The sequence below is a fragment of the Amycolatopsis sp. NPDC043885 genome (assembly GCF_056435685.1).
In genome coordinates, this window is the sequence record NZ_JBWKEA010000004.1 from 153,794 (window position 1) to 176,450 (window position 22,657).

20 protein-coding genes are annotated in these 22,657 nt (G+C 68.2%); 5 read left to right on the plus strand and 15 right to left on the minus strand.

The window, feature by feature from the left end; all coding sequences use genetic code 11:
• Positions 1 to 5: 5 nt before the first annotated feature.
• Genes AC069I_RS15760 through AC069I_RS15775 form a run of 4 tightly spaced genes read right to left on the minus strand, consistent with a single transcriptional unit; the run spans position 6 to position 4,827 of the window.
• Entirely contained in the window at positions 6 to 1,067 is a 1,062-nt protein-coding gene (locus AC069I_RS15760; RefSeq protein ID WP_478265702.1) for a methyltransferase, read from the minus strand.
• Positions 1,064 to 2,716, minus strand: coding sequence for a class I adenylate-forming enzyme family protein (locus tag AC069I_RS15765; RefSeq protein ID WP_478265703.1), 1,653 nt, complete (start codon positions 2,714 to 2,716; stop codon positions 1,064 to 1,066). Before AC069I_RS15765 ends, AC069I_RS15760 begins: the two co-directional genes overlap by 4 nt.
• 15 nt (positions 2,717 to 2,731) lie before the next feature.
• Complete coding sequence (locus tag AC069I_RS15770) at positions 2,732 to 4,318, minus strand: 4-hydroxyphenylacetate 3-hydroxylase family protein (protein ID WP_478229036.1); 1,587 nt, start codon at positions 4,316 to 4,318, stop codon at positions 2,732 to 2,734.
• On the minus strand, positions 4,315 to 4,827 hold the full coding sequence (locus AC069I_RS15775) for a flavin reductase family protein (protein ID WP_478229037.1): 513 nt from the start codon (positions 4,825 to 4,827) through the stop codon (positions 4,315 to 4,317). Before AC069I_RS15775 ends, AC069I_RS15770 begins: the two co-directional genes overlap by 4 nt.
• Before the next feature lie 295 nt (positions 4,828 to 5,122).
• On the opposite strand from AC069I_RS15775, the gene AC069I_RS15780 reads away from it, so the two are divergent.
• Positions 5,123 to 6,568 (plus strand): MFS transporter, encoded by a 1,446-nt coding sequence (locus tag AC069I_RS15780; protein ID WP_478229038.1) that lies wholly within the window; start codon positions 5,123 to 5,125, stop codon positions 6,566 to 6,568.
• Positions 6,569 to 6,624: 56 nt separating this feature from the next.
• A complete protein-coding gene (locus AC069I_RS15785) occupies positions 6,625 to 7,419 on the plus strand; it encodes an AfsR/SARP family transcriptional regulator (protein WP_478229039.1) in 795 nt (264 codons plus the stop codon).
• On the opposite strand, the gene AC069I_RS15790 is transcribed toward AC069I_RS15785, so the two are convergent.
• The 9 genes from AC069I_RS15790 to AC069I_RS15830 all read right to left on the minus strand — a co-directional run bounded on the left by AC069I_RS15790 (position 7,420) and on the right by AC069I_RS15830 (position 17,101).
• Positions 7,420 to 8,763 (minus strand): class I adenylate-forming enzyme family protein, encoded by a 1,344-nt coding sequence (locus AC069I_RS15790; RefSeq protein WP_478265704.1) that lies wholly within the window; start codon positions 8,761 to 8,763, stop codon positions 7,420 to 7,422. It abuts the gene before it with no gap.
• Positions 8,764 to 8,824: 61 nt separating this feature from the next.
• The gene (locus AC069I_RS15795) at positions 8,825 to 9,928 is read right to left on the minus strand and encodes a 3-dehydroquinate synthase II family protein (RefSeq protein WP_478229041.1); all 1,104 of its coding nucleotides are present in this window, start codon (positions 9,926 to 9,928) and stop codon (positions 8,825 to 8,827) included.
• Positions 9,925 to 10,734, minus strand: a complete 810-nt coding sequence (locus tag AC069I_RS15800) for a 2-amino-3,7-dideoxy-D-threo-hept-6-ulosonate synthase (protein ID WP_478229042.1) — start codon at positions 10,732 to 10,734, stop codon at positions 9,925 to 9,927. Before AC069I_RS15800 ends, AC069I_RS15795 begins: the two co-directional genes overlap by 4 nt.
• Before the next feature lie 137 nt (positions 10,735 to 10,871).
• Complete coding sequence (locus AC069I_RS15805; protein WP_340682996.1) at positions 10,872 to 11,747, minus strand: helix-turn-helix transcriptional regulator; 876 nt, start codon at positions 11,745 to 11,747, stop codon at positions 10,872 to 10,874.
• A 499-nt stretch (positions 11,748 to 12,246) separates the two neighbouring features.
• A complete protein-coding gene (locus AC069I_RS15810; RefSeq protein ID WP_478265705.1) occupies positions 12,247 to 12,963 on the minus strand; it encodes an AfsR/SARP family transcriptional regulator in 717 nt (238 codons plus the stop codon).
• Between the two features lie 461 nt (positions 12,964 to 13,424).
• Positions 13,425 to 14,507 carry a thiamine-phosphate kinase gene (locus AC069I_RS15815; protein ID WP_478229044.1) on the minus strand — a complete coding sequence of 361 codons (1,083 nt, stop codon included), beginning with the start codon at positions 14,505 to 14,507 and terminating at the stop codon, positions 13,425 to 13,427.
• Positions 14,491 to 15,087: a dCTP deaminase gene (gene dcd / locus AC069I_RS15820; RefSeq protein WP_340682993.1), complete on the minus strand. Its 597-nt coding sequence runs from the start codon at positions 15,085 to 15,087 to the stop codon at positions 14,491 to 14,493. Before dcd ends, AC069I_RS15815 begins: the two co-directional genes overlap by 17 nt.
• Positions 15,078 to 15,815 (minus strand): hypothetical protein, encoded by a 738-nt coding sequence (locus tag AC069I_RS15825; RefSeq protein WP_478229045.1) that lies wholly within the window; start codon positions 15,813 to 15,815, stop codon positions 15,078 to 15,080. Before AC069I_RS15825 ends, dcd begins: the two co-directional genes overlap by 10 nt.
• Complete coding sequence (locus AC069I_RS15830) at positions 15,812 to 17,101, minus strand: helix-turn-helix transcriptional regulator (protein ID WP_478229046.1); 1,290 nt, start codon at positions 17,099 to 17,101, stop codon at positions 15,812 to 15,814. The genes AC069I_RS15825 and AC069I_RS15830 overlap by 4 nt, the downstream gene beginning before the upstream one ends.
• A gap of 362 nt (positions 17,102 to 17,463) precedes the next feature.
• Between AC069I_RS15830 and AC069I_RS15835 the strand changes: the two genes are divergently transcribed.
• Together AC069I_RS15835 and AC069I_RS15840 are read left to right on the plus strand one after the other, a co-directional pair.
• Positions 17,464 to 17,796, plus strand: coding sequence for a hypothetical protein (locus AC069I_RS15835; RefSeq protein WP_478229047.1), 333 nt, complete (start codon positions 17,464 to 17,466; stop codon positions 17,794 to 17,796).
• Positions 17,793 to 18,443, plus strand: coding sequence for a hypothetical protein (locus tag AC069I_RS15840; RefSeq protein ID WP_478265706.1), 651 nt, complete (start codon positions 17,793 to 17,795; stop codon positions 18,441 to 18,443). Before AC069I_RS15835 ends, AC069I_RS15840 begins: the two co-directional genes overlap by 4 nt.
• Here AC069I_RS15840 and AC069I_RS15845 read toward each other — a convergent pair.
• Together AC069I_RS15845 and AC069I_RS15850 are read right to left on the minus strand one after the other, a co-directional pair.
• On the minus strand, positions 18,337 to 19,014 hold the full coding sequence (locus tag AC069I_RS15845) for a class I SAM-dependent methyltransferase (RefSeq protein ID WP_478265707.1): 678 nt from the start codon (positions 19,012 to 19,014) through the stop codon (positions 18,337 to 18,339). The two genes, AC069I_RS15840 and AC069I_RS15845, sit on opposite strands and share 107 nt — an antisense overlap.
• Positions 19,015 to 19,106: 92 nt before the next feature.
• Positions 19,107 to 19,796, minus strand: a complete 690-nt coding sequence (locus AC069I_RS15850; protein ID WP_478229050.1) for a DUF998 domain-containing protein — start codon at positions 19,794 to 19,796, stop codon at positions 19,107 to 19,109.
• A gap of 235 nt (positions 19,797 to 20,031) precedes the next feature.
• Between AC069I_RS15850 and AC069I_RS15855 the strand changes: the two genes are divergently transcribed.
• Positions 20,032 to 22,530: a M14 family zinc carboxypeptidase gene (locus AC069I_RS15855; RefSeq protein WP_478229051.1), complete on the plus strand. Its 2,499-nt coding sequence runs from the start codon at positions 20,032 to 20,034 to the stop codon at positions 22,528 to 22,530.
• The last annotated feature ends 127 nt before the right edge of the window (positions 22,531 to 22,657 follow it).

The following is a 22,657-nucleotide window of genomic DNA, read 5'->3' on the forward strand; positions in this document are numbered from 1 at the left end:
CGTCGTCACCGGGACCGGCCCGGCGCCACCGGCGCCGCGACCAGCAACCTGGTCTCCAGTGCCAGTGGATGGACGGCCTCGAGCCGGAGACCCGCACCGTCCAGAATGGACTCGTAGCTCGCCAGGGTCCGCTCCCGCCCGCCCGCCATCATCAGCAGGTGCAGATCCCACAGCAGCGGCAGGACCTCGGTCCCGGAATCGGGGATGACCCGCTCCAGGATCAGCACCCGCGCGGACTCGTCCGCCATGGCGCGGCGGCAGTGCGTGAGCAGCGTGATGCACTCGCCGTCGTCCCAGTCCTGCAGGATCCGGGACAGCAGATAGAAATCGACGCCCTTGGGAACGGCACGGAAGATGTCTCCCGCCACCACTTCGCAGCGGTCCGCGCAGCCGCGCGCGACGAGCTGGTTCCTGGCCACCGGCAGCATGTGCTCCTTGTCCACCAGCAGCCCGCGGAGATGGGGATGGGCCTCCAGCACGGTGGACAGCAGGTTGCCGCTGCCGCCGCCGAGATCCGCGACCGTCTTCCCGCGCGAGAAGTCGAACGCCTTGGGGACGTCCGCGAAGAAGGCGCTCCCGGCGTTCATGGCGTCGAGGAAGCGTTGCCCCGCCCCCGGTACCTCGGCGAGGTACTCGTGGAGCGTGCGGTCGAAGGCGTGCTCGAAGCCGGAACGCCCCGTTCGCACCGCGGTGACGACCGAACCCCAGGCCTGATGGAACTCCTCACCGTAGAGACGGCACATCTCGCGCATCGACGTCGAGGTGCCGGTGCGCAGTAGCCGGGAAATCGGGGTAAGCCGGTAGCCGGTGCGGTCGTCGCCGTCGAACACGCCGATCGCGACGAGCAACCGCATCAGCCTGAGCACGCCGTCGGGGTCGGCTTGCGCGCGTGCGGCCAGGGAAGCGCTCGTGACGTGCCCCTCGGCGAGGTGATCGGGCAGACCGAGCGCGACCGCCGCGTAGAGTGCCTGTGAACGCCAGGTCCCGGTGACGATGTCGACCACGGCGCGCGCGGCCGTCTCGTCCGTCCCGTTCCCGGCGGCCACGTCGGCGTCGACCACGGTCATCCGTTCCGTCCCTTCTGTTCGGCACTGCTCGACGTGCGGGTGAGGAGTTCCCGATGCCTTTCCCGAAGCTCGCGTTTGAGCACCTTCCCGGTGACCCCCACCGGCAAATCGCTCCGTGAGCCGGCCACGACCACGGCGGCGAGTTCCGCGAGTCCCGCTCGCGCGAGCGCGCGGTTGCACGAGGCTCGGATCTCCTCGGCGCCCGGCGGATCGCCGTGTCCGAAGAGCACCACGGCGGCGGGCAGCGACCGGTCCGGGACGGCGGGATCGGCCACCGCGATCACGGCGGCGTCCAAGGCCTTCGTCTCGTTGAGCACGACCTCTTCCACCGGCAGGCTGTACACCGGGCCATCGACGGTCTCGATGACATCCGGCGTCCGGTCGAGGTGGTACCAGGTCCCGTTCTCGTCGTGGCGCACGACGTCGCCGGTGAGGAAGAAGCCGCCGCGGCGGGCCAGGTGGTTCAGCGTCTCGTCGTTCACATATCCCGGGGTGACGCTCGGCGTGCGCACCCCCAGCAGGCCGGCCCGGCCCGGCGGCAGGACCCGGCCCGCGTCGTCGAGGGCTACGGCCTCGCGGACCACCCGTACCGGCTTGCCGATCGCCCGCGCGTAAGTGGTGGAGTCGGCGGTGTAGGCGTGTTTGAACAGCACCATGCCCATTTCGGACGAACCGAGACCGTCCACATAGGTCGAACCGGCGGTCACGGCGCCGTTCGTCCGGGTGTGACCGAGTGCCACCAACGGGCGGATGTGGCGTTCGTGCGACGCGTCCCCCATGCCCATCCAGGTGTGGACGGCGTCGGCGGCTTCCGTTGTCAGCGCGCCGATCGGCAACTCCGCGAGGGTACCGGGGAAGCCGAGCACGAGTGTGGGCTCGAACGCGTTCATCGCCGCCGCGACCGCCGCGCCCGACGTCCCGTCGGCCAGCATGGTCGGCAGTCCGAGCATCAGGGCGAGGCTCAGATAGCTGATCCCGGACGAGTGGCTGTGCGGCAGCGCGGTGAGCATTCGATCCGTTCGCAGGGAAGGGAACTTCCAGAGCCGTTCCCGTTTGCCGACGGAGAACGTGCGGTGCGCGAAGGCCGTCGGCTTGGGTACACCGGTGGTGCCGGAGGAATGGGAGATCAGCACCAGGTCGTCGTCCCGGTGCCGGTGCCGATCCGGCAGCGGCGGAGCCGGGCCGTCCCCGGGAACGCCGACCGCTTCCTCGCCGACGAACCGCGTGCCGTCCGTGGCCGGTCGTTCGAGGTCGGTGACCACGAGCGTGGTGCCCGTGCGGGCGAAATAGTGGGCCGCGGTCTCCGGCGGCATCCGCGGGTTGGTGAGCGTGGTGACCCCGCCGAGCGCGGTGATCGCGATGTGGTGCACGAAACCGGCGAGCCCGTCAGTCAGGTGGACGCCGACCCGTGTTCCGGGTTTCACCCCTTCTTCGGCGTACCACCGCGCGCACCGCAGAACCCGGTCACGCAGTCCGCCGAGGGAATGGCCCGATGTCTTCCCGCCGCCATCGTGCCGGAAGAGCAGCGGCCGGTCGAGGTCGCGGGCGATTTCGCAGACGTGCCAGAAGAAGTTCCCCGCACCCAGATCACGACGGGTCGAAAGTTTCAGCCGGTCGGTGACGGACCGGTGCGTTCCCAGCAGATACACGATGTCCCTCCCGGCTCAAGACCTACGGCCCAGGCCGCGCATGACGTGTTTCAGCTCGTCGAAGGAGTCGAGGTCCGGCACCGTCCAGCCGTCGAGGTCGTATTCACGCAGGCACTGCTCGGCGAAGCCCTTGTAGCCGTCGACCTGTCCGCTTTCGGTCTGCGCCGCGAGTATCTCGGTCCGGATCGACTCGTGGTTCCCCGAGGAGTTGCGCTCGTACAGTTCGTGCCTGCTGCCGAACTCCGTGCCGATCGCGTCCCACAGCAGTTTCATCAGCTTCACCCGGCTGACCGCGTCGTGCCCGTTCGAACCGCGGACGTACTTGTCGAGATAGGGGCGGATCGCGGGGTTCTTGAAGTCGTCCGCGCTCGAGTTCACATAGATGAGGCCGCTGGCGACGTCCTGCTCGATGATCTCCTTGATCCGCGGGTAGCCGAGGGTCATGAACCAGCGGTACGCGAGCCCGTAGTCCTTCCGTGGCAGCAGTGACCCGTCCCGCCACTCCCGAGGATTCCGGGCCATCGCCTCGCTGAGGGCCCAGAACAGGTTCCGCCAGGCGAGGACCTCGCCCGCCCGGGCCTGCACGCCGCGGAAATCCTTGGTCCCGGTCATCTCGATCGCCTTGAGCAGGAGACCGGCGATGAAATCGATCTTCACCGCCAGCCGGATGCAACTCTGGAAGGTCAGCCGCTCCAGTGAACCGGATTCGGCGACGAATTCGTTCACCTTGCCGGCGTCGCCGTAGATGAACACGTTCTCCCACGGGATGAGCACCTTGTCCATCACGAAGATCGTGTCGTTTTCGTCGAACCGGCTGGACAAGGGATGGTCGTAGGGACTGCCCATCACCGCGGCGGTGGCCGCGTAGGACGGGCGGCAGATGAGTTTGAGCCCCGGCGCCGTCATCGGCAGGGTCGCGATCAGCGCGAATTCGCGTTCCTTGATGGGCATGCCGTAATGCGAGATGAAGTTCAGGTTGGTGATCGCGGATCCCGTCGCGACGACCTTCGCGCCGCTGACGATCAGGCCGCTGTCGGTCTCCTTCTCCACGTGGACGAAGACGTCCTTCACCGCTTCGGACGGCAGATGCCGGTCCACCGGCGGATGCACGATCGCGTGGTCCCAGAACAGCACCTTCTCCTGGGACTCCCGGTACCAGCGGCGGGCGTTGTCCTGGAACGGAGAATAGAAGTCGGCGTTGGCGCCGAGGGTGCCGAGGAAACTCGCCTTGTAGTCGGGACTCCGCCCCATCCAGCCGTAGGTGAGCCTCGCCCATTCGGCGATGGCTTCGCGATCGTCGAGGAGATCCTGCTGGCTCCGCGGGGTGCGGAAGAAGCTGTGCGTGTACCCGCCGCTTCCCGTGTCGGTCGCCGTGGTCAGCACGTCCTGTTTGGCCGGATCGTGCAACGCGTCGTAGAGCCGCGCGGTCATCAGGGCGGAATTGCGGAACGCCGGATGCTTCGTGACGTCGGCGACGCGATCGCCGTAGAGGTAGATTTCCCGGTCGTCGCGCAGGCTTTCCAGGTATTCCTTCCCGTTCATCGGCCGGGGGACCGGGCGGCTGCCGTTCGCCGTACCGGCGGTTTCCTGCTGCAGTGTCATCGAAGAATTCCTGTCCCGTCGGTGGTGGGGGCGAGCGTGGCGGTCTGGCGCAGTTCGTGGAAGTCACCGCGGTGGAAGATGAGCGGGGGTCCGCCGCGGATGTCGAAGTTCCGTACTTCGCCGAGGTAGAGCACGTGATCGCCACCGTCGTAGGAGGCCCACGGCGCGCAGGTCAGATACGCGGCGCAGCCGGCGAGGCGGAGGGAATGCGGAAGCGTGTCCCAGCGGATCTCGGCTGCCGGATCCGTGTCGTTACCCGCGAAATGCCGGGCGATTCCTTGTTGCCACGACGAAAGAATGTTGATTTCGAATGAAGCTCCCGCCAGTCGCCCGCACAATCTGCTGCGGCGGTCCAGCGAGACCATCACGAGCGGTGGTTCGAGGGAAATCGAGGCGAAAGCGTTGACCGTCGCACCGTGGACGGCGCCTTCGTGGCGAACGGTCACCACGGTGACGCCGGTGGCGAACTGGCCCAAACAGTCCCTGAGCCCGTGGATCGCCCGGTTCACCGCCCACTTCCGGTTCGCCGGGGAAAAGGCGGGTGAGGTTCTTGGCCGGACACCGGTATCTCCCTCCTTGGCCGGACTGGTACGTGACCCATGCTCACGACGCCCGATGAAAAATCGAGCAAGGTCCGCTATAGCCCCGTCGGCGATTCCTGGTATTTCGTTGACTAGCCCGCCGATTACTAGGAAAGACAGAGCACTATCTGCGGGGCGCGTGGCCTGCGAGGCTGGCCGAATCCCCGAATCGATCGGCATCGGTCCGGGCTGTCGCGTCAGTCACCATTCGAGGAGCGTTCTAGTGACCAAGCAAGTGCCGCGCGTCGAGGAACTGGGCGCCGGTTTCACGCCACGCCTGTGGTGGACCCTGATCCTGCTCGCGGCGGCGGTGGCGCTCGACGTCGGCAGCGTGGCGGTGGTCAACCCGGCGCTGCCCGACATCGGGCGGGATCTGCGGATGGACGACGCCCTGCTCCAGTGGACGATGACCGGCTACGGGATCACGTTCGCGGGCTGTCTGCTGTTCGGCGGCAGGCTGGCCGACGTCTTCAGCAGACGACTGGTGCTGGCGGCGGGTATCGGTGTCTTCGCGGTGGGCGCGCTCGCTCCGGTCGTCGTGCCCACGGCGGAGGTGCTGATCGCGGCCAGGGCGGCGCAGGGGATGGGCGCGGCCTTGTCCGTACCCGCGGCGATGGCGTTGCTGTTCCAGGTCTTTCCGCCGGGCCGCCTGCGCAACCGCGCACTGGGCGTCTACACCGCCGTGGGCGCGGCGAGCTTCGGCGTGGGCCTGGTGCTCGGCGGAGTGCTCACCAGCGCGTTCGGCTGGCACGCGGTGTTCGCGTTCAGCGCGGTGATGAGCGCGCTGGTCCTGCTCGGCATCCGGCCGTTGCTGCCCAGTTCGACCGGAGACCGGCGTCCGGTCGACCTGCCTGGCGCGGCGATGGTCACCGCCGGCTTGCTGGCGGGCATCTTCGCGGTGACCAGGGCGGGCGAAGTCGGCGTCGCGGACACTGGCACGGTCGTGTCGGCACTGCTGGCGATCCTTCTCATCGTCGGTTTCGTGCTCTGGGAGCGCCGGGCGCCGGAGCCGCTGTTCTCGGTCGGCATCCTGCGTTCCCGGCCGGTCCGGGCGGCGACCCTCGCCGGTGGCCTGTTCTTCTTCGCACTCAACGGGGTCCTGTTCTTCGCGCCGCTCTACATGCAGGGCATGCTCGGCTACACCCCCCTGCAGTCGGGGCTGGCGGTGCTCCCGATGAGCCTGCTCGTGGCCGTATCGTCGAACGTCGCGGGCCGCCTGCTGTCGCGGTTCGGTCAGCGGCGAGTCCTCGTCGTCGGGCTTCTCCTGCTCGCCGCGGGCGTCGCGCTCTGGCTCCGCACTCCGCTGGACGGCGACTACCTGACACATATCCTGCCGGGAGTCGCGGTGATGGCCATCGGGCAGGGACTGGCCTACACCGCTCTCACCGCGGCGTCGCTCACCGGCGTCCCCGGTGCGCGGCACGGCGTCGCCGGCGCGTTCAACATCACCGCGCAGCAGATCGGCTCGAGCGTCGGCATCGCCGCACTGGTGGCGTTCGCCTCGGCGCTCTCCGGGGCGGGGGAGCAGTCCGAACGCCTGTCCACATATCACGCGGTCTACCTGGTCATCAGTTGCACCGTGGTCGTGGGCGCGCTCTTCACCGCCGCCTTGTTCGGCCGCCGCACCGACGATCGGGCGCCGGAGGTGAGCACCCCGGTCACCGGATGAGCGGCGTGGACCGCCGGATCACTGCCAGTACAGAGATCGAAGGGAGTCGAGTCACCGTGAGGATCGCTTTGCTGGGCCCGCTCGAGGTGGTTCACGACGGAAGGCCGATCGTGCCTTCGGCGCCGAAGCAGCGGACGCTGCTGGCGCTGCTGTTGCTGAACGCCAACCACGAGGTGAGCGTCACCCAGTGCGCCAGAGAGCTCGGGGACGGGGCATCGAAGACCTGTTCGGTGTCGACCGTGCACACGCACATCCTGCAGCTGCGCAAGGCTCTCGGCCCCGCGGCGGGACGTCTGCGTACCACCGGAGCCGGTCCCGACGCGGGCTATCTGTTCACCACCGAGCCGATGGAACTCGATCTCGACCGGTTCGACAAGCTCGTGGCGCTCGCGCGGATCCGGCGCGCGGACGGGAAACTCGGCGAAGCGGCCAGGGTGATCACCGAGGCACTGGATCTGTGGCGCACCGAGGCACTCGTCGACGTCAAGACCGGGCCAGGGACCCAGCGGACGCTGGTCGGGTTGCGATCGAAGCGCATGGAGGCCGTCGTGATCTGCGCCGACCTGGCGCTCCGGCTGGGCCGTCATCGCCAGGTGCTCGGCAAGCTCGCCGCACTGGTACACCGGCATCCGGCGGAGGAACAGCTCACCGCGTATCTGATGACGGCGCTCTACCGCAGCGGCAGGCAGGCCGACGCCTTGGCGGTGTATCAACGATTCCTGGCCACCGCCGAGAGAGGCTCCCGCGCGCTGAGCGAACTCCAGACGGCCATCCTGCTCGCCGATCCGGTGCTGGAAGGGCCCGCGGCGACACCGGCCGGTCTCGCCGCGGACCTCATCTCCGCCGGATAGTCACCGAGACCGTCCGGCGGTCCGGAGCGCGTTCCGGTCCCGCAGATACTTTCCGTTGGTGGTGCGGGGGAGCGCGGGAAGGACGTGGTAACGCGATGGTGTCTTCTCCGCTCCCAGAAGCCGGCGACACCACGACCCGAGGTGATCCGGGTCCAGCGCCGTCGTTCCGGCCACGTGGGCCTCTATGACGTCGGAACCGAGAACGATCACGTCGGTGACCTCGCGGTGCGCCGCCAGTACCCGTTCGATCTCGAGCAGGTCCAGATCCCGGTGGTCCCCGCCGGCGCGTTCGGTCCGGCCGAGGAGCTGCAGCGAGCCGGTGACCGGGTCCCGCCGGACCCGGTCACCGGTGGAGAGCCAGCCACCGAACCAGGGGTCGGCCTCGATGACGTACGGCGAACGGGCCAGGTGCACGTCCAGCACGCCGTCCGCGACGCGGGCCCGGATCCCGGGGACCGGTTTCCCGACACCGGAGATCGCGAACCGGCCCGCGACGTCCATCGCGATCACGCCGGTCTCGGTGGTGCCGTAGGCCTGGCCGATGCGCACACCGTGCCGGTCCAGGAAGCGGTCGAAGACATCGTGATGCAGGACGTCTCCGCTGGAGACCGCCGCGCGCAGCGAGGTGAAAGGGGCGACGGTTTCTTCGCTGAGCCGCGCGAAGTCCCGCGGTTCACCGAGGACGACGTCCGCTGTCCGCACCGCCGACGAGCGGGCGGGGAACAGCAGGGAAGCCCCGGTGTCGAGCCCGTGCAGGACACCACCGACCATGCCGAAGGAATGCGCGAGGGAGTTCAGCAGCAGCACCCGTTCCCCCGGTCCGGGAACGCCTTCCACCGCCGCGATCCGCCCGAGCTCGGCGAGGATCGACTCCGGCGTCCGGCCGATGAGCTTCCCCGTTCCGGTGGTACCCGAGGAGAGCTGGAGCAGACAGTGGCCGGTCGAGGCGGGTTCGCCGTCGGGCAACCGCCTCACCAGCACTTCGCATTCATCGGTGAACGGGCGGCTCCTGCGCCCGCTGCCGCCGAAGGTGACGAAATACCGCGGACGCCACCGGCCGAGCAGGCAGGTCATCTCGGCGAGGCAGGTCTTCTGCTCGATCAGGGCGACTTGCGCACCCAGCTCCCACAACGCGAACACGGACCACAACTGGGTGAAACTGGGGGTCCCGTGCAGGGCGACCGTGGTACCCGCCCCGATGCCGTGATGGCGGTACACGCCCACGAGCCAGGCCACCTCCGCGCGGAGGCGGCCGCGGGTGACGGCATGTTCCCCGTACGCCCAGAGTTCGTCGTCGGCACCGCGGCCGAGAAGGTCCTCTCCCCACCAGGATCGCGTTCTCATGCCCACCACCGTCCGAAGGCCGGTCCCGCCCGGTTCGCCGTCCGAGCGGGACCGGCGGAGGTCACTTTTCCAGACAGAATTCGCCGACGGGCCAGCCGACATGGCGCTGGTCGGTGGCCAGGTGGCCCAGTACCTGCGTGCCCGGCGTGAGCTCGGTGACGTTGAGCACCGTGCCACCGGGACCGAGGACCCGCACGTGCCAGTCGTCCTGGACGATCAGGTTGACGACGACGCCCTCTTCGGAAACGGCCTTGATGCTCAACAGCGGCCGGGACTCGAGTTTGATCCGCCCGACCACGATGCGGCGGGTCCGGCCGTCGGCGCCGACACCGAGCACCGTGCTTCCGGCCTTGAGCTCGCTCAGGTAGTTCGTCCGGTTGTCCTGCCCGAACACGTAGGAGTGCAACGCCCCGGCGTTGATCCGGAACGGCCGCGTCGGCATGTAGGGCAACGGATGGGTTTCGCTGCAGCACAGGATGAAACCCTGAGAGTACGAGCCGACCAGCATGCCCTCGTCCTCGCCGAAATGGGTGCAGGTGTCGATGCAGACCCGGTCGCCGAGCCCGCAGTGCTCGATCGACTCGACGGTCAGCTTGGTCAGGCTCAGCTGTGGTGTCTTGTCCCGCAAGATCTCCATCAGGCCGAAGACGTCGTTGGCGTCGCGAGGCGCCAGCAACACACCTTCGGAGCCCTTTTCGAGGACGTCCACGATGATCTGCGCCTCTTCGAGATCGGCGGCCTGGCAGATCAGCTGCCCTGGCGAGCCGTCCGCGGCCGCGATGACGATTTCGAGCGGGATCTTCGTCGGGTCGCGGAATTCCACCACCGTGTAGGGCAGTGAGCGCGCGGATTCGCAGGCAAGGGTCAGCGTCGCGTCGTCACGCACGTGCACCAGTCCGGCGATGTCGGTCTTTTCGTCGTACCAGGCGCTTTTGAGGGCGTTCAGGTCGGCTTCCCCGCCCACGGCGCGGAGGTGCACCAAACCCTCGCCTGCGCCGTTCTGGTCCGGCCGGACCAGAACGCGTTTGACTGTCGCGGGAAGGGTGTCGAGGAGCCGCACGTCGTCGTGCACCAAGGCGTCCACCCTCGCGTGCACGGCCGCGTCGACGACCGCTTCTCGCTGGGCGTCGGGCACGGTACGGAGATCGATCCAGGCGAATTTCACGGGGCACCAACCAGTTCCTTGCGCAGGGAGTCGGTCGTCTGAGGGCCGTGGATCGCCGCGGCCAGTTCACGCACGGCGTGGCGCGGGTCGGGGCTTTCGAAGACCCGCCTGCCCACGGCCACGCCCCGGCAACCCGCCGCCAGCGCCGAGGTGGCGAACTCGGCGAGGCCTCCTTCGGCGGCGGCACCGCCCGCGACCACGACCGGGATCGGTGAGCTCAGCACTACCTGGGCCATCCGCTCGACGGGGGAGGCGAGCACCGTTTTGACGATGTCCGCGCCGAGGTCGGCCGCGATGCCGACCACGTGCGCGAGCAGTTCCGGATCGCCCGGATCGCTGATCCGCGGGCCACGGGGGTAGATCATGGCCAGCAACGGCATGCCCCAGTTCGTGCAGGCCGAAGCGACGGCGCCCAGATCCGCCAGTTGCGCTGCTTCGGTCTCGGATCCGATGTTGACGTGCACGCTGACCGCGTCCGCGCCCAGCCGCACCGCTTCGTCGACGCCACCGACGAGCACTTTGGCGTCGCGGTCGCTGGCGTGCGTGGTGCTGGCGGAAAGGTGTACCACGAGGGAACAATCGCCCAGCGAGGCCGGATCGACCATTCGCGCGCGGCCCTTGTGCACGACGATCGCGTCGCCGCCGCCGTCCGAGATGTCTTCTATCAAGCGATTGAAAGCCGCCGCGGTGCCGATGGGCCCATCGGATATCGAGTGGTCGAGCGGCACGAAGAGGTATCTGTTGTCGGCGCGCCGGGAAAGGCGCGCCATGCGTAGTGATTTCCCGGTGAGAAGAGTGACTGACATCTGCCCGCCTAGCGTGTCGTGTCCGAAGTACCTGCCTTTGGCTCCGGGCTCCGCATCCGGCATTCGAGCGGTGCGGGAGTCTCCCTGCAGCCAGGCTGGCAGCGCACGCTGAAGAATCGGGCGAAAATCGACGGAAGTCAGCCGCTCGGTGCGGGATCGCGCTCCCCGTGCGCACGCTTCGTCTCGGCAGCCGCCGCCGCGAGCGTGTCGAGAGCGGCCTGGGAGGGGCTGCCCTTGTCCGCGGTGTAGGTCACGAGTTTCTGGTCGAGTACGCCGGGGACGGCGAGGGATTCATAGTGCAATTCGAGCCTGCCCACCAACGGGTGATCGAACTCCCGCAGGCCGTGGCTCCGGTCCTGGACGTCGTGGTTCTCCCACCACTGCCGGAAATCCTCGCTCTTCAGGAACAGTTCCCCGACCAGCGCGACGATGCCGGGATCGTCCGGGTAGCGGCCGACCGCCACCCGCAGGTGCGCCAGCTCCTGCCGGGCCATCTGTTCCCAGTCCACGTACAACTGCCGGGCCGCGGGATCGCAGAAACCGTGCCACACCATATTGCGCAACGGGGGACGGCAGGCCTCGAAATCGGTGAGCAGTGCGACCGCGAGATCGTTCCAGGCGAGGACTTCCATACGCCGCCCCACGACGAACGCGGGTGTGCTCGGGTTGAGCAGCTCGAGCAGCCTGCGCACGCTCGGCCGGACCTCCTCGTCGGAGTTCTCGCGCCGGGGCGCCGGTTCCGAGCGGGCGAGGGTGTACAGGTGACCGCGTTCGTCTTCGTCGAGACCCAGCACCCGCGACAGCGCCTCCAAGACCGTGGGCGACGGGCGCCCGTCACGGCCTTGCTCCATCCGCACGTAGTAATCGACGCTGATCCCGGCGAGGTGGGCGATTTCGGTACGGCGCAGGCCCGGGGTGCGCCGACGGCCGACGGACGTCAGTCCCACGTCCTCCGGCCGCAGCCGATCGCGCCGGGACCGCAGGAAATCGCTGAGTTCCTTCCTTGCCTGCACCTACCCATTATGGCGGAACCGTCGCGGCCGACAACCTCGGTAAGCTGGTAATGCCAGTACTAGGTTGACGATTACCACTACCGGGATCCGCGGTCAGGTGAGCCGAAGGCCCCTGCAAGGTGGGAAGGAGGCCTTGTGGCGTGGTTTTGACCGGCCGGCGGGTTCCTGCCGTGCTCCGAGTGTCCACAAAGGACATTTTCGCTGACTCAATGTCTGAGTGATGCCCGGGTGGGCGATTTCGCGAGGGGTCGTGAGTGGCGTTTCGGGTTCTAACCCGAAACGCCACTCACGACCAACCCGACCCACGACCAGGGCCGAAGGCGCCCCTTAAGCTACGTGGCATTGGGTTCTAACCCTCTTTGTCACTCACTACCCCGTCGCGAAATCATGCAAATCGGGCTAATCGGGCGCCGTCCCCTCGGGAAAGGTCCCTTATGGACAGCTGGAAGGTGTCGGTCTCGTTGGCGAGTCCGCTACCTCCTCATCGGGTCGACGATTATCAGGCGAGCCGCAGGCCGGACAGGCTGTCCGGCACTTCGCCGGTGGGCAGTTTGTCGGTTTTGAGAATGGCCTCGAACAGCCTTTTCGTCTGTGGGCTGGGTTCCAGTCCCAGGTCTTCGGCGAGAGTCCGGCGGAGCCGATGGAAGACCATCACCGATTCCGCGCGCTGGCCGGAACGATAATGTGCCACCATCAGCTGGGCGTGGATGTTCTCGTCCATCGGATGGGCGCACATGAGCTGCCGCAGTTCGGCGATCACCGCGCGGTGCCTTCCCAGCCTGAGATCGGCGTCGATGCGCTCGCCGAGGACGCTGAACCTGGTCTCCTTGATTTCCAGCCGGTAGGCGGCGATCGAGGGGCCCTGGCGTACGTCGGCGAGAACGGGCTCCTCGCACAATCGCAGCGCGGAGTGGAAGAGCGTGGCGGCCCGGCGCACGTTGTCCCGTCCTAGTTCTTCCCTCGCCGTTTCGACCAGTCTGTCGAAGAGTTCCTTGTCGAGGCTCTCCCGGGGTGCCACCAGTTGATACCCCTGGTGCCGGGTGCGCAGTTCCAGTGTCGCGTCCGGCGAGGTGGTGCTCACCGGAATGGACCGGAGGATCTTGCGCAACTGCAGCGTATAGGTCTGCAGCGTCGACAACGCACTCTTGGGCGGGTCCGTCGGCCACAATTCGTCGATGCAGCAGTCCACCGAAACGACTTCGTTGGAGTTAATCATGAACAATGCGAGAAGGTGTCGTAACTTGGGTGCCGTCGGCGTGTAGTCAACGCCATTCACGGTCACTGAGAGACGGCCAAGTATACGCAACTTCATGGTACCCCCGTATGCGCAATGGATATGATGCTCGCATGGCGAAAACCGGCCAAACATCCTACGTTTTATCCTAGCAGGAACGCTCTGGGCTGAACGGGTGTTCCCAAGGGTGGAGAAGCGGCATCCCGCTGACACACGGCGACATAAGCGTGGTGGGATTTACCGATGGCTGGTCCATTCGTTCCTTCATGGCGGCGACCGTAGCCTTGCGTGACGCCCGCGCCGCCCGTGTTTTCGGGCGACCGTGGAACCCCGGTGATCTTCCGTATTCACGGAACGGCATCGACGCCGGTACTGTCAATGTCTTTTGAGGCGCCCTTTGGTGAATGCGGGCGCGGAACAATCGTTTCCGCGCCCGCAGGGGCTCAGCCCGCGCGCCTGCCGAGAACCTCGGTGATCAGCTTCGGCACCTCGCCGCCGTGCCAGGAACTGGGCGAGAACCGCTCCTGCGCGATCCCTTCCCAGCGTTCGCCGTCGTCCAGCGAAATGCCTTCCTCGCGGGGCACGAGGGAGCCGATTTCCTGTGCCGCGACGCCTTCACCGGCGAGGATCTTCTTGGCGAGTGCGACATCCTGCGCCCGCACCGCGACCACGAGCGTCCAGTCGCCCCAGGCCTGCGCGAGCTCGAACCGGTCGAGTCCCGACTGCGCGCAGACGTCGGCGGGCGCGTCGTCCAGCCGGAAGTCCGTGGTGATCCGCGCGCCGAGACCGTTGGCGCCACACAGGGTTCGCACGGTCGGGAAGAGACCGTCGGAGACGTCCATGGCGGCGCGTGCCAGCCCGGCCGTGGCGAGGATCCTGCCAGCGGCCACCTGGGCCATCGGACGGCAGGCGCGCTCACGGATGTCCGCGAAGAGAGGTCCGGGAAGCTGTGCCTGCTTTTCGACCAGCAGCGCGTACGCCCAGAGATAGCCGGGCGAACCGACCAGCAGCAGACGGTCGCCGGCTTCGGCGCCCGCGCGCCCGAGCCGCCCGCCGGGGACGCACCGGCCGATCGCGGTCGCGGTGAGCTGCCGGACCGGGCCGTCCCGGAGATCGCCGCCGACGACCTTGGTGCCGTGCACCTTCGTGCAGTCGTCCACGCCGTCGAGAAGCCGCCGGAACTCGCCCGCGGTGGTCGTCTTCGGCAGGGTGTAGTTGACGACCAGGCCGAGCGGGGTGGCCCCGGCCGCGGCCAGATCGGAGAGGTTGATCGTCGCCAGTAGCCATCCGGCGTGGTAGGGGTCCGTTTCGCCCAGGATGGTGACCAGCGGCGTCGGGCAGCTGTCGGTGGTGGCGACCAGCTCGCCGCGAAGCCCTTCCGTGGCGTCGAGGACCGCGCAGTCGTCCCCGAATCCGCGGACACCGCCGTAGCGCGGCCGCAGGATGTGCTCCAGGATCGCGTGCTCGCCGAGGTCGCCGAGCCGGACGCCGTCACCGATCGGCGAGAGTTCAGTTACGCCCGACATGATCCGCCAATCGGGACGGCGCGACGTTGTGGTCGCTGGAGTAGTTGTTCGGCATCGTGCCGTAGGGCTGTTCGCTTCCGGTGGAAGCGAACAGCATCAGGTTGCAGATCCGCGTTCCGGGGTGCAGGAGTACGGGATGCCGCAGGTGGTTCACGATTTCCAGGGTCAGCACGGCGCCGGTCTCGTTGCCGAAGCCAGGGCTGACCTGACCGCACAGGACGACGCTGATGCCGAGCCGCGCGTAGTCGCTCGTGCCGTCGACGAGCCCGGCGAGCTTCTCGGAAAGCCCGATCTTCTCCAGCGTCGGGGCGAGAACGACTTCGCCGGGTTCGACGCGCAGCCTGCCTTCGGCGTCGAGTTCCTTCGGCCGGAGCTCCGGATACGTGCTCCGGTCGGCGATGTCGACGGTCCCGGTCGATTCCAGCGCGAACGCCTGACGTCCGAGCCGCAGGCTGATCGCGGCGGGACGGACGAGGCCGGGCTCGAACGGGGTGATCGCGAGTTCCCCGGTGCGGTGCGCGCGTTTGATGGCCCGGTCGGTCAGGATCCCGCGGCGCGGGGCGGGCCAGGTCAACGGCATGACGCCACCGCTTTCGCGACGGCGCCGACCAGGACGCGGAAATCGGTCTCGGTCAGTTCGCCGTTGGGCTGGTCGTCGGACTCGCCGGGCTCGCAGTACACGACCGTGGTGCTGGTGCGGTGCGGTCCCTGGACCACCACGGTCGCGGTCAATCCCGCTTCGATGGGCCGGACGGTGTGCACGACGGCGGTGTCGCACGAGTAGACGTCGCCGAGCCGGACGTGCGGGGTCTTCTCCGCGGTGAGCCGGGCATCGCCGTCCGCGAGCAACGCGGCCGGATTCGCCGGATCGGCGCCGTAGCGGTACCGGGCGTACGGCTTCCCGCCTTCGGTCGTTTCGTGGAACTCGACCATGTGCAGGCCTTCGCCCGCGACGATGGTCGAAGCGAATTCCCACCGATGGCTGTGCGGATTGGACTCGCCGCGGGACGGCTCCGCGGATTCCGGCCAGACATGGAGCCGGATGCGGAAATCGGCAGAGGCGTGGAGCACCATTTTGGCGAATCCGTTCGGATGCCAGTAGGAACGCTTCGCCGCGACTCGGACGGCTTCCTCGTCGCCGAGGATTTCTTCGAGCCACGAAAGGAAGGTGCCGGGGGAATCCTGTACCCGGTGCGCGACCGTGCGCAGCCAGGGAAGGTCCGCGTCGCCGTGGCCAGGGCGGCTGCCGGTGATCTTACGGAGGAACGCGGGCGCGGCCGTGAGGGTCGAGGGCGGGGTGTCGATCATGGAGTTCCTGGAGTTCCTGGAGGGCTGAGCGGGGGCCCGGCGGCGGCCAAGGCGGCCGCGCGGAGCGCGGTGACGGCGTCCAACGTCTGCCAGATGGGTAGGTCGCCGCTTCCCCAGGCCCACAGTCCCTGATCGGCGTCGTAGCGCTCCCAAAGGGTTCCGAGCGCCCGGTTCAGCCGGGGGAGTGGCAGGAAGGGTGCGGTGGCGAGCGCTTGGACGATCCAGGCTGCGGTGAAGTGCCGGATGATGATCCGGGTCGTTCCTTCTCCGTCGGGACGAGGCCTTTCGAGATCCTCGGCCACGCCATCGTCCGAATGCGACCGGTCGATGAGCCATTGTGTGGCTTCGTCGGCCGCCTCTCGGACGTCATTGCGATCTTCGCGGCTGCGCAGGACTTCCCGCAAGGCGACGACCGATCGTGCGGTGTGCACCACCGAAGCCTCCGGGGCGACGAGCCCGGCCTCGTTCTTCTCCGGCCACAGCTGTGAGCCGTCGAAGTCGAGCCGGGCCGCCAGGAGGGCGTCGATCAGCCGGTCGGTCAGCGGGGCGTCCGGCCGGAGCCGGACCGCCGTGTGCAACACGGCGGACAACAGGTAGGGGCGGGTCCTGCTGTACGGGTCGAGTGACCCTTCGAGCTGTTCCAGCCCTTCGTCGGCGGACATGGTGCTGGTGCGGAAGAGCGCATCCACCACGGAAGCGGTCGTCTCCGGCCGCTTGCCGCCCGCGCGGCCCCGCCAGCCCTGGGCGGATTGCAGCCGGTACAGGTCTTCGGCAAGCGTATGTAGGTCGATGTAGGGATCGCCTACCACCAGCATGGTGTTGATCCCGTACGCGGTGCTGAGCGCCTTCGGCCCGGTGCTCTTCTGCAGGTTGTGCCGCCAGCCCAGCGGTTTCCCGTGCTCGTCCCGGATCAGGCGCTCGGCGAGTTTGGCGCCGACGGTGTGGAAGACCTCCAGCAGTGACCGCGAGGTGTCGACGACGGCGGCGTCACCGAGGGCGGGCGGAGTGTGGTGCTGGGGTGAACGGGCCGTCTCCACCAGGGTGAACAGCGCGTTCGAGGCGCGGAAGTGATCGTCGAGCTGACGCGCGTTGTGCGCCGACGGCAGGTATTTCCCGGTCTCCCACTGGGTCAGGTTCGCCCTGGTGACGCCGATGATCCGGGCGGTCTCCGCCTGCGTTTCGCCCGCGGCCTTGCGCAGCCGCCGCAGCTCACGTCCGACACCCGACGCGGTAACGGTTTCCGCATCAGGGCTTACCGGCCCCTGCCCGGCCGATGTAGGCTTCATGTAGGCACTAGACACAGGCTTACCTACCTTTGGTAGGCAATGTAGGGCGGTGACTGAACGTGCACACAACGGCGAGAGTACAGCAAGGGAATCGGACCGTGCTGGCGCGTGGGTCAACGTCGTGTCACAAGGTGTCGAGTGTCGCGGCAGACCCAGTTCTACCTGGTCCTGGTGTGCGTGACCCACCCGGCCACGAGGACCGGTCCGACCCGGGCACGACCGGAGAACGGATGCTGTCAGCCATCTGAATGTGACGCTGCGCATCTGACCTGTTCGCGTCGCCTGCGGGCCACACGAATGCCCGAGTAGGCGTCGTGTGTGCCGACCCGAGTCCGCGCTTCGCAGTATCGGGGGTGAACCTCATGTCCCACCACGAGAACCACATGGCAGCGCCCCGATCTTGGTTCGATCGACTTCTCGAACGCTTCCACGAATGGCTCTTCGCGACCGGCGAGGACACGCGCGCGGCCGCTCGCGGCTGGCAGGTGACGCGGGTGCCGGACAGCAGGCGCCGCGTCTACCGAGATCCCCGCTGGGACACCGTCCACGCCTGCGCGCCGTGCGGAGGCACGGGGTGGTGGCCCTATGAGGACGCCGTTTGCCCGGACTGCGCCGGTGCCGGTGTCGTCCGCTCCATTCCCGCGGCGGCCGTGGCCGCCGAGCAAACCGCCGGACGGACAGGAGGAAGGCCATGAGCCGTTGGCAGGAACCCCAGGCGATCGCCGAGCTGGCCAGGGAGATCACGGTGGTCAGGAGGCCGAACCCGGTCACCGCCCTTTATCACTGGCGATACGAGATCGGCGCGCTACTCGTCCTCCCGTACGCGCTGATCTCGCTTTTCCAGGCGGTCGGCCCGATCTGGGGCGCGGTCGTGCTGTTCGGTGCCGCGAACTGGCTGTTCTACTGGCGCTCGGCGCGGCGATTCCTCCGCGACCGGCTCCGCTCGATCGTCGTGCAGCACCGGCTGCGGACCGGGTTCGCCCGTGCCCGGGTGTGCACGCTCGACGGCAAGCTGCCGGTGATCCTGTGGACCAAACCGCGCGGCGACGAGGTCGAGGTCACCGTGTTCTGCCCGGCAGGCGTCGGCTACGAGCGCATCGAGCAGCAGCGGGCCTTGCTGGCCGCGGCGTGCTTCGCCTCCGACGTCCACGTGTACCGCCATCACAAGCGCGCCAACGTCGTGCACCTTTCGGTCTGTACCGCACGCTTGCGCAAGGACGCGGAAGAGGACGAGGTCAAGCCCGGTCTGCCGCCCGCGCGACGATATGCCGGGCAGTCGGACGGTGCCGCCATTCCCCTGCCGGGGACCTTCGCAGGAATTCCGCGCGCAGCTCGGCGATGAACTCTTCGCCGCGCGCGTCCGCCAGCGGCCGCATCGGCCCTGACCGGGTGTGCGCGGTGAAGAACGTGTCCGCGTCGGGGTGGACCATCGGGAACGACAAAGGCTCGTCCCGTTCGAGCACGGCGCCCTCCAGCGCGGGTGCGAGCCGTTCCTCCCAGGACCGGTCGACGGCGGGGACACGTTCCCGGAGCACGTCGGACAGCACCGTGAACGGCCCGCCCGGTTCGGTGCTGTGCGGCCAGTAGACGACCGAAAGCACGCCGCCCGGGCGCAGCGCGGCTGCCCAGGACCGGAGTGCGGCGTCGGGCTCGGGGAGTTGCTGGAGGCCGAAGACCGAAACGACCGCGGCGGCCGAGGCCGGTTCGAGTTCCGAGGCGTCACCCTCGACGACGCGTACGAGTGGATCGCCCGCGGCCCGTCGCCTTGCCCTCGCGACCATGCCGGCGGACAGATCGATGCCGGCGATCTCGCGGCCGGGCAGGTGCCCGCTGAGCACGTCGAGTTCCGGGAAGGTCCCGCAGCACGGGACGAAGACGGGGCCGTCGGGCAGTTCGGTGGGCAGGGCGCGCACCGCCGCGGAGACCCAAGGCGCGAACCGGGGGACGTAGTACGCCTCGTATCCGTCGGCGGCTTCGTCCCAGGCGCGGGCGAGGCGTTCGGCGTTCAGGACGCTGTCTCCAGTGCTTCGGCCTGCTCGGTCACCGGTGCGGTGACCACGCGCGCGGGGATGAGCAGCGACGCCAGCGCGAGCAGCCCGGTCAGCGCCATCGCGCGCTCCACCAGCCCGAGCGGGATCGCCCGCCACCAGGGCTCGCCACCGTTCATCGAGATCACGATCGCTCCGAGGATCACACCGAACCAGGCCAAGGCCGCCACCGCGAGCACCCGTGTCACGGCGCGCCGCGCGCGGGAGGAGGGGAAGACGGCCTTCGCCGCGAACCACACGGCCAGCGGCAGGCAGACGAAGGCCACGACGCTCGCGATCCGGTGCACCGTCCCGCCGATGCTCGGCCCGATCGCCCAGTTGTTCTTGGGGAACGCCACGATCACCACCAGGCTCACCGTCCAGAGAGCGCAGAAGACCGAGGCCGCGGACAGCACGGGAAGGTGCTTGCGGCGGATCAGCGCGCCGAAGCCGATCGCCGAGCCCAGCGCGACCAGCAGGACCGCGACGTCGAAGATCCACTTGTTCTCGCTGAGCGCGTATTCGCTGATGGTGCGGCGGACCGGGCTGATGTCGCTGGTGGCGGGGAGGATCTGCAGGAGCAGGATCAGCAGCGCTCCGCCGGCGACCGAGGCCACGGCGGCCAGCAGGGCCAGCGGGGACCTGGTGGTGACCTGGGGCGTCGTCATGGTTGAAAGGTAACCACCCAACCTGAAGGTTTTCTTAGGCTTTCCTGTCGGAATCGACAGGATGACCCCCACCCGCGGCGCATACGCCGGTGATCGTTCCGGCACGGTCGGTGAGATCGTTGGGCCGAAAGGGGTGCAGGCGACTTGTGGCGGGTCCCTCCGGCGGTGTCCCGGGTCTAGGGTCTCGCTACCGGTGACCTCACCCGGTCACCGGACTGTCCAAGGAGGTCAGTCTGTGGGGTATTCACCAAACCGGCGAAGAGCGGGATGGACGGCGGCGACCCTGGTGCTCGCCGGCACCTTCGTGGCACTTCCGTCGGCCACGACGGCGGTGGCCGCGGACAACGTGGTCCGGGCCAACCAGGCCGTGGCGCGTTCCTGTTTCGCCGCGCTCCAGAAGCCGGGCACGGCAGGTACCGACCGGCGCGAGTTCACGTCCACAGTGGACGGTCTGCTGCAGGCGCGGATCGCGCCTCGTGGCGGCGCCGAGGGCGACTGGGACCTCGCGGTCTTCGACAAGGACACCGGCGCCGTGGTCGCCGCGTCCGCCGCGTTGCGCAGCCACGAACTCGCCGAAGGCTTCGTGAAGAAGGACCAGAAGCTGGTCGTGCAGACCTGCCGGTACGACGGCAAGACGCGCGACGCGCTGCTCGGGGTCGACTTCCTGGCCCTCACGCCGCAGGGGACACCGACCAGTGCCGCGCACGCGCCGCAGCGCGCCGAGCTGGTCCGCGTCGAAACCCCGGCCAAGCAGGACAAGGACAAGTTGCTCCGGCTCGGCCTCGACGTCACCGAGAAGGCCGACGCCAGCGGCGTGGAGGTCGTCCTCGCCAACGACGCCGACCGCAAGACGCTGGCGGACAACGGCTTCAAGTCGAAGGTGGTCGAGGCCGACCTTTCGGCCAAGTCGATCCAGAACGCCAAGACCGACCGTGAGTACGCCGCGAAGACGCCGGGCTCCACCCTGCCGTCCGGGCGTACGAGCTACCGGCACCTCTACGACTACCAGTTCGAGGTCAAGGAACTGGCCCGCAAGAACCCCAAGCTCGTCACGGCGTTCACGCTGCCGCAGCCGACCTGGGAAGGCCGTGACGTCATCGGCCTCGAGGTCGCGAGCGACGTCAAGAACATCGCGGACGGCAAACCCGTCAACTTCACCATGGGCGTGCACCACGCCCGGGAGTGGCCGGCGGGCGAGCACGCCATGGAATGGGCCCACGAGCTGGTCAAGGGCTACACCGGCGGCAACGCCGAGATCCGCGGCCTGGTCGGCCGGACGCGCAACATCATCGTGCCGATCGTCAACCCCGACGGCTTCGAAATCTCCCGTGAGGCCGAGCCCAAGGGTGACTTCTCGCGGTTCGACTATGAAATGAAGCGCAAGAACTGCAACGTCAACGACTCGCCCAAGGAATTCGCGACCGGTGTCTGCAAGGCCAACCCCGCGGGCCGCGAACGCGGAACCGACCCGAACCGCAACTACGCGGGTTTCTGGGGCGGCGCCGGCGCGTCGACCCTGTGGCGCAGTGACACGTTCCGTGGTTCCGGCCCGTTCTCCGAGCCCGAGACGCAGAACATCCGCTCGATCGTGTCCAACCGCCAGGTGACCAACCTGATCACGCTGCACACCTACTCCAACCTGGTGCTGCGTGTCCCGGGTGTCGCCGCCGTCCGCCCGCCGCTCGACGAGCCGGCGTACAAGGCGCTCGGCGACAAGATGGCCTCGCGCAACGGGTACACCAGCCAGCCGTCGTGGGCGCTCTACGACACGACCGGCTCGACCGAGGACTGGTCGTACTGGGCCACCGGTGGCTGGGGCTTCACCTTCGAGGTCGGCCCGAACGAGTTCCACCCGCCGTTCGCCGACGGTGTCGTGGCCGAGTACACCGGTGTCGCCCCCGCGGCGGGCGCGGGCAAGGGCGGCAACCGGGCCGCGTTCATCGACATGCTGGCCAACACCGCCGACCCGGCGGCCCATTCGACGCTGATCGGTACGGCGCCGAAGGGTTACCAGTTGAAGCTGCACAAGACGTTCCAGACGCCGACCTCGCCGGTGGTGCAGCCGGACGGCTCGACGAAGCCGCCGATCTACGTCACCGACGACCTGAACTCGTCGCTGTCCTCCACCGGCGGCCGGTTCGCGTGGTCGATCAACCCGTCGACCCGGCCCTACGTCGCGGGCCGCTACGGCCGCGAGCCACAGGGTCCGGCGCAGCCCGCGATCCAGGCCGTCAACCCGGCCGGGGTCCCGGCGATCAACACGAACTACCCGGCCGACCCGGCTTCGGAGAGCTTCACGTTCCACGTCGACGGGCTCCCCAAGGTCGACAACGGGAAGTTCAGCGTCGACGTCAAGTGGGCCAGCCAGGACACGGACTGGGACCTGTACGTCTTCGACTCCGCGGGCAACATGGTGTCGTCGTCGGCGAACGGTTCGACCACGGAAGAGCACGCGATCCTGTACGACCCGCCCGCCGGGGACTACACGGCCGTGCTGGTCAACTACTCGCAGGCGAATCCGTCCGCTGTGGACGACTGGACCGGCGGAGTGTCGTTCCAGTCGCCGATCCCGCCGACCTACGGCCCCAAGGAGGCGTACCAGCTGACCTGTACGTCGCCGAAGGGCAAGCTCGTCGGGCTGGCGGACGTCTACATCGACCGAGGCCAGACGGTCGACGTCGGTGAGGTCTGCACCCGTTCCGCGCGCGCCAAGAAGGAGCGCTCGGTCCGGTAGTTCTTCTTTTGCGCGTGAAGGCCCCCTTCCCCTTGGGTCAGCTGAGGGAAGGGGGCCTTCACGCGCTGGCCCCCGAATGCGTTTCGTCCTCTGAATGCGGTAGTTCACGTTGCCAACTACCGCATTC

Excerpts from the sequence above, each read along its gene's own strand:
- AC069I_RS15825 (WP_478229045.1), bottom strand. The coding sequence starts at position 15,815 with ATGATCGACACCCCGCCCTCGACCCTCACGGCCGCGCCCGCGTTCCTC.
- AC069I_RS15830 (WP_478229046.1), bottom strand. The coding sequence starts at position 17,101 with ATGAAGCCTACATCGGCCGGGCAGGGGCCGGTAAGCCCTGATGCGGAA.
- AC069I_RS15835 (WP_478229047.1), top strand. The coding sequence starts at position 17,464 with ATGTCCCACCACGAGAACCACATGGCAGCGCCCCGATCTTGGTTCGAT.
- dcd (WP_340682993.1), bottom strand. The coding sequence starts at position 15,087 with ATGCCGTTGACCTGGCCCGCCCCGCGCCGCGGGATCCTGACCGACCGG.
- AC069I_RS15790 (WP_478265704.1), bottom strand. The coding sequence starts at position 8,763 with ATGAGAACGCGATCCTGGTGGGGAGAGGACCTTCTCGGCCGCGGTGCC.
- AC069I_RS15800 (WP_478229042.1), bottom strand. The coding sequence starts at position 10,734 with ATGTCAGTCACTCTTCTCACCGGGAAATCACTACGCATGGCGCGCCTT.
- AC069I_RS15810 (WP_478265705.1), bottom strand. The coding sequence starts at position 12,963 with ATGATTAACTCCAACGAAGTCGTTTCGGTGGACTGCTGCATCGACGAA.
- AC069I_RS15815 (WP_478229044.1), bottom strand. The coding sequence starts at position 14,507 with ATGTCGGGCGTAACTGAACTCTCGCCGATCGGTGACGGCGTCCGGCTC.
- AC069I_RS15850 (WP_478229050.1), bottom strand. The coding sequence starts at position 19,796 with ATGACGACGCCCCAGGTCACCACCAGGTCCCCGCTGGCCCTGCTGGCC.
- AC069I_RS15770 (WP_478229036.1), bottom strand. The coding sequence starts at position 4,318 with ATGACACTGCAGCAGGAAACCGCCGGTACGGCGAACGGCAGCCGCCCG.
- AC069I_RS15840 (WP_478265706.1), top strand. The coding sequence starts at position 17,793 with ATGAGCCGTTGGCAGGAACCCCAGGCGATCGCCGAGCTGGCCAGGGAG.
- AC069I_RS15760 (WP_478265702.1), bottom strand. The coding sequence starts at position 1,067 with ATGACCGTGGTCGACGCCGACGTGGCCGCCGGGAACGGGACGGACGAG.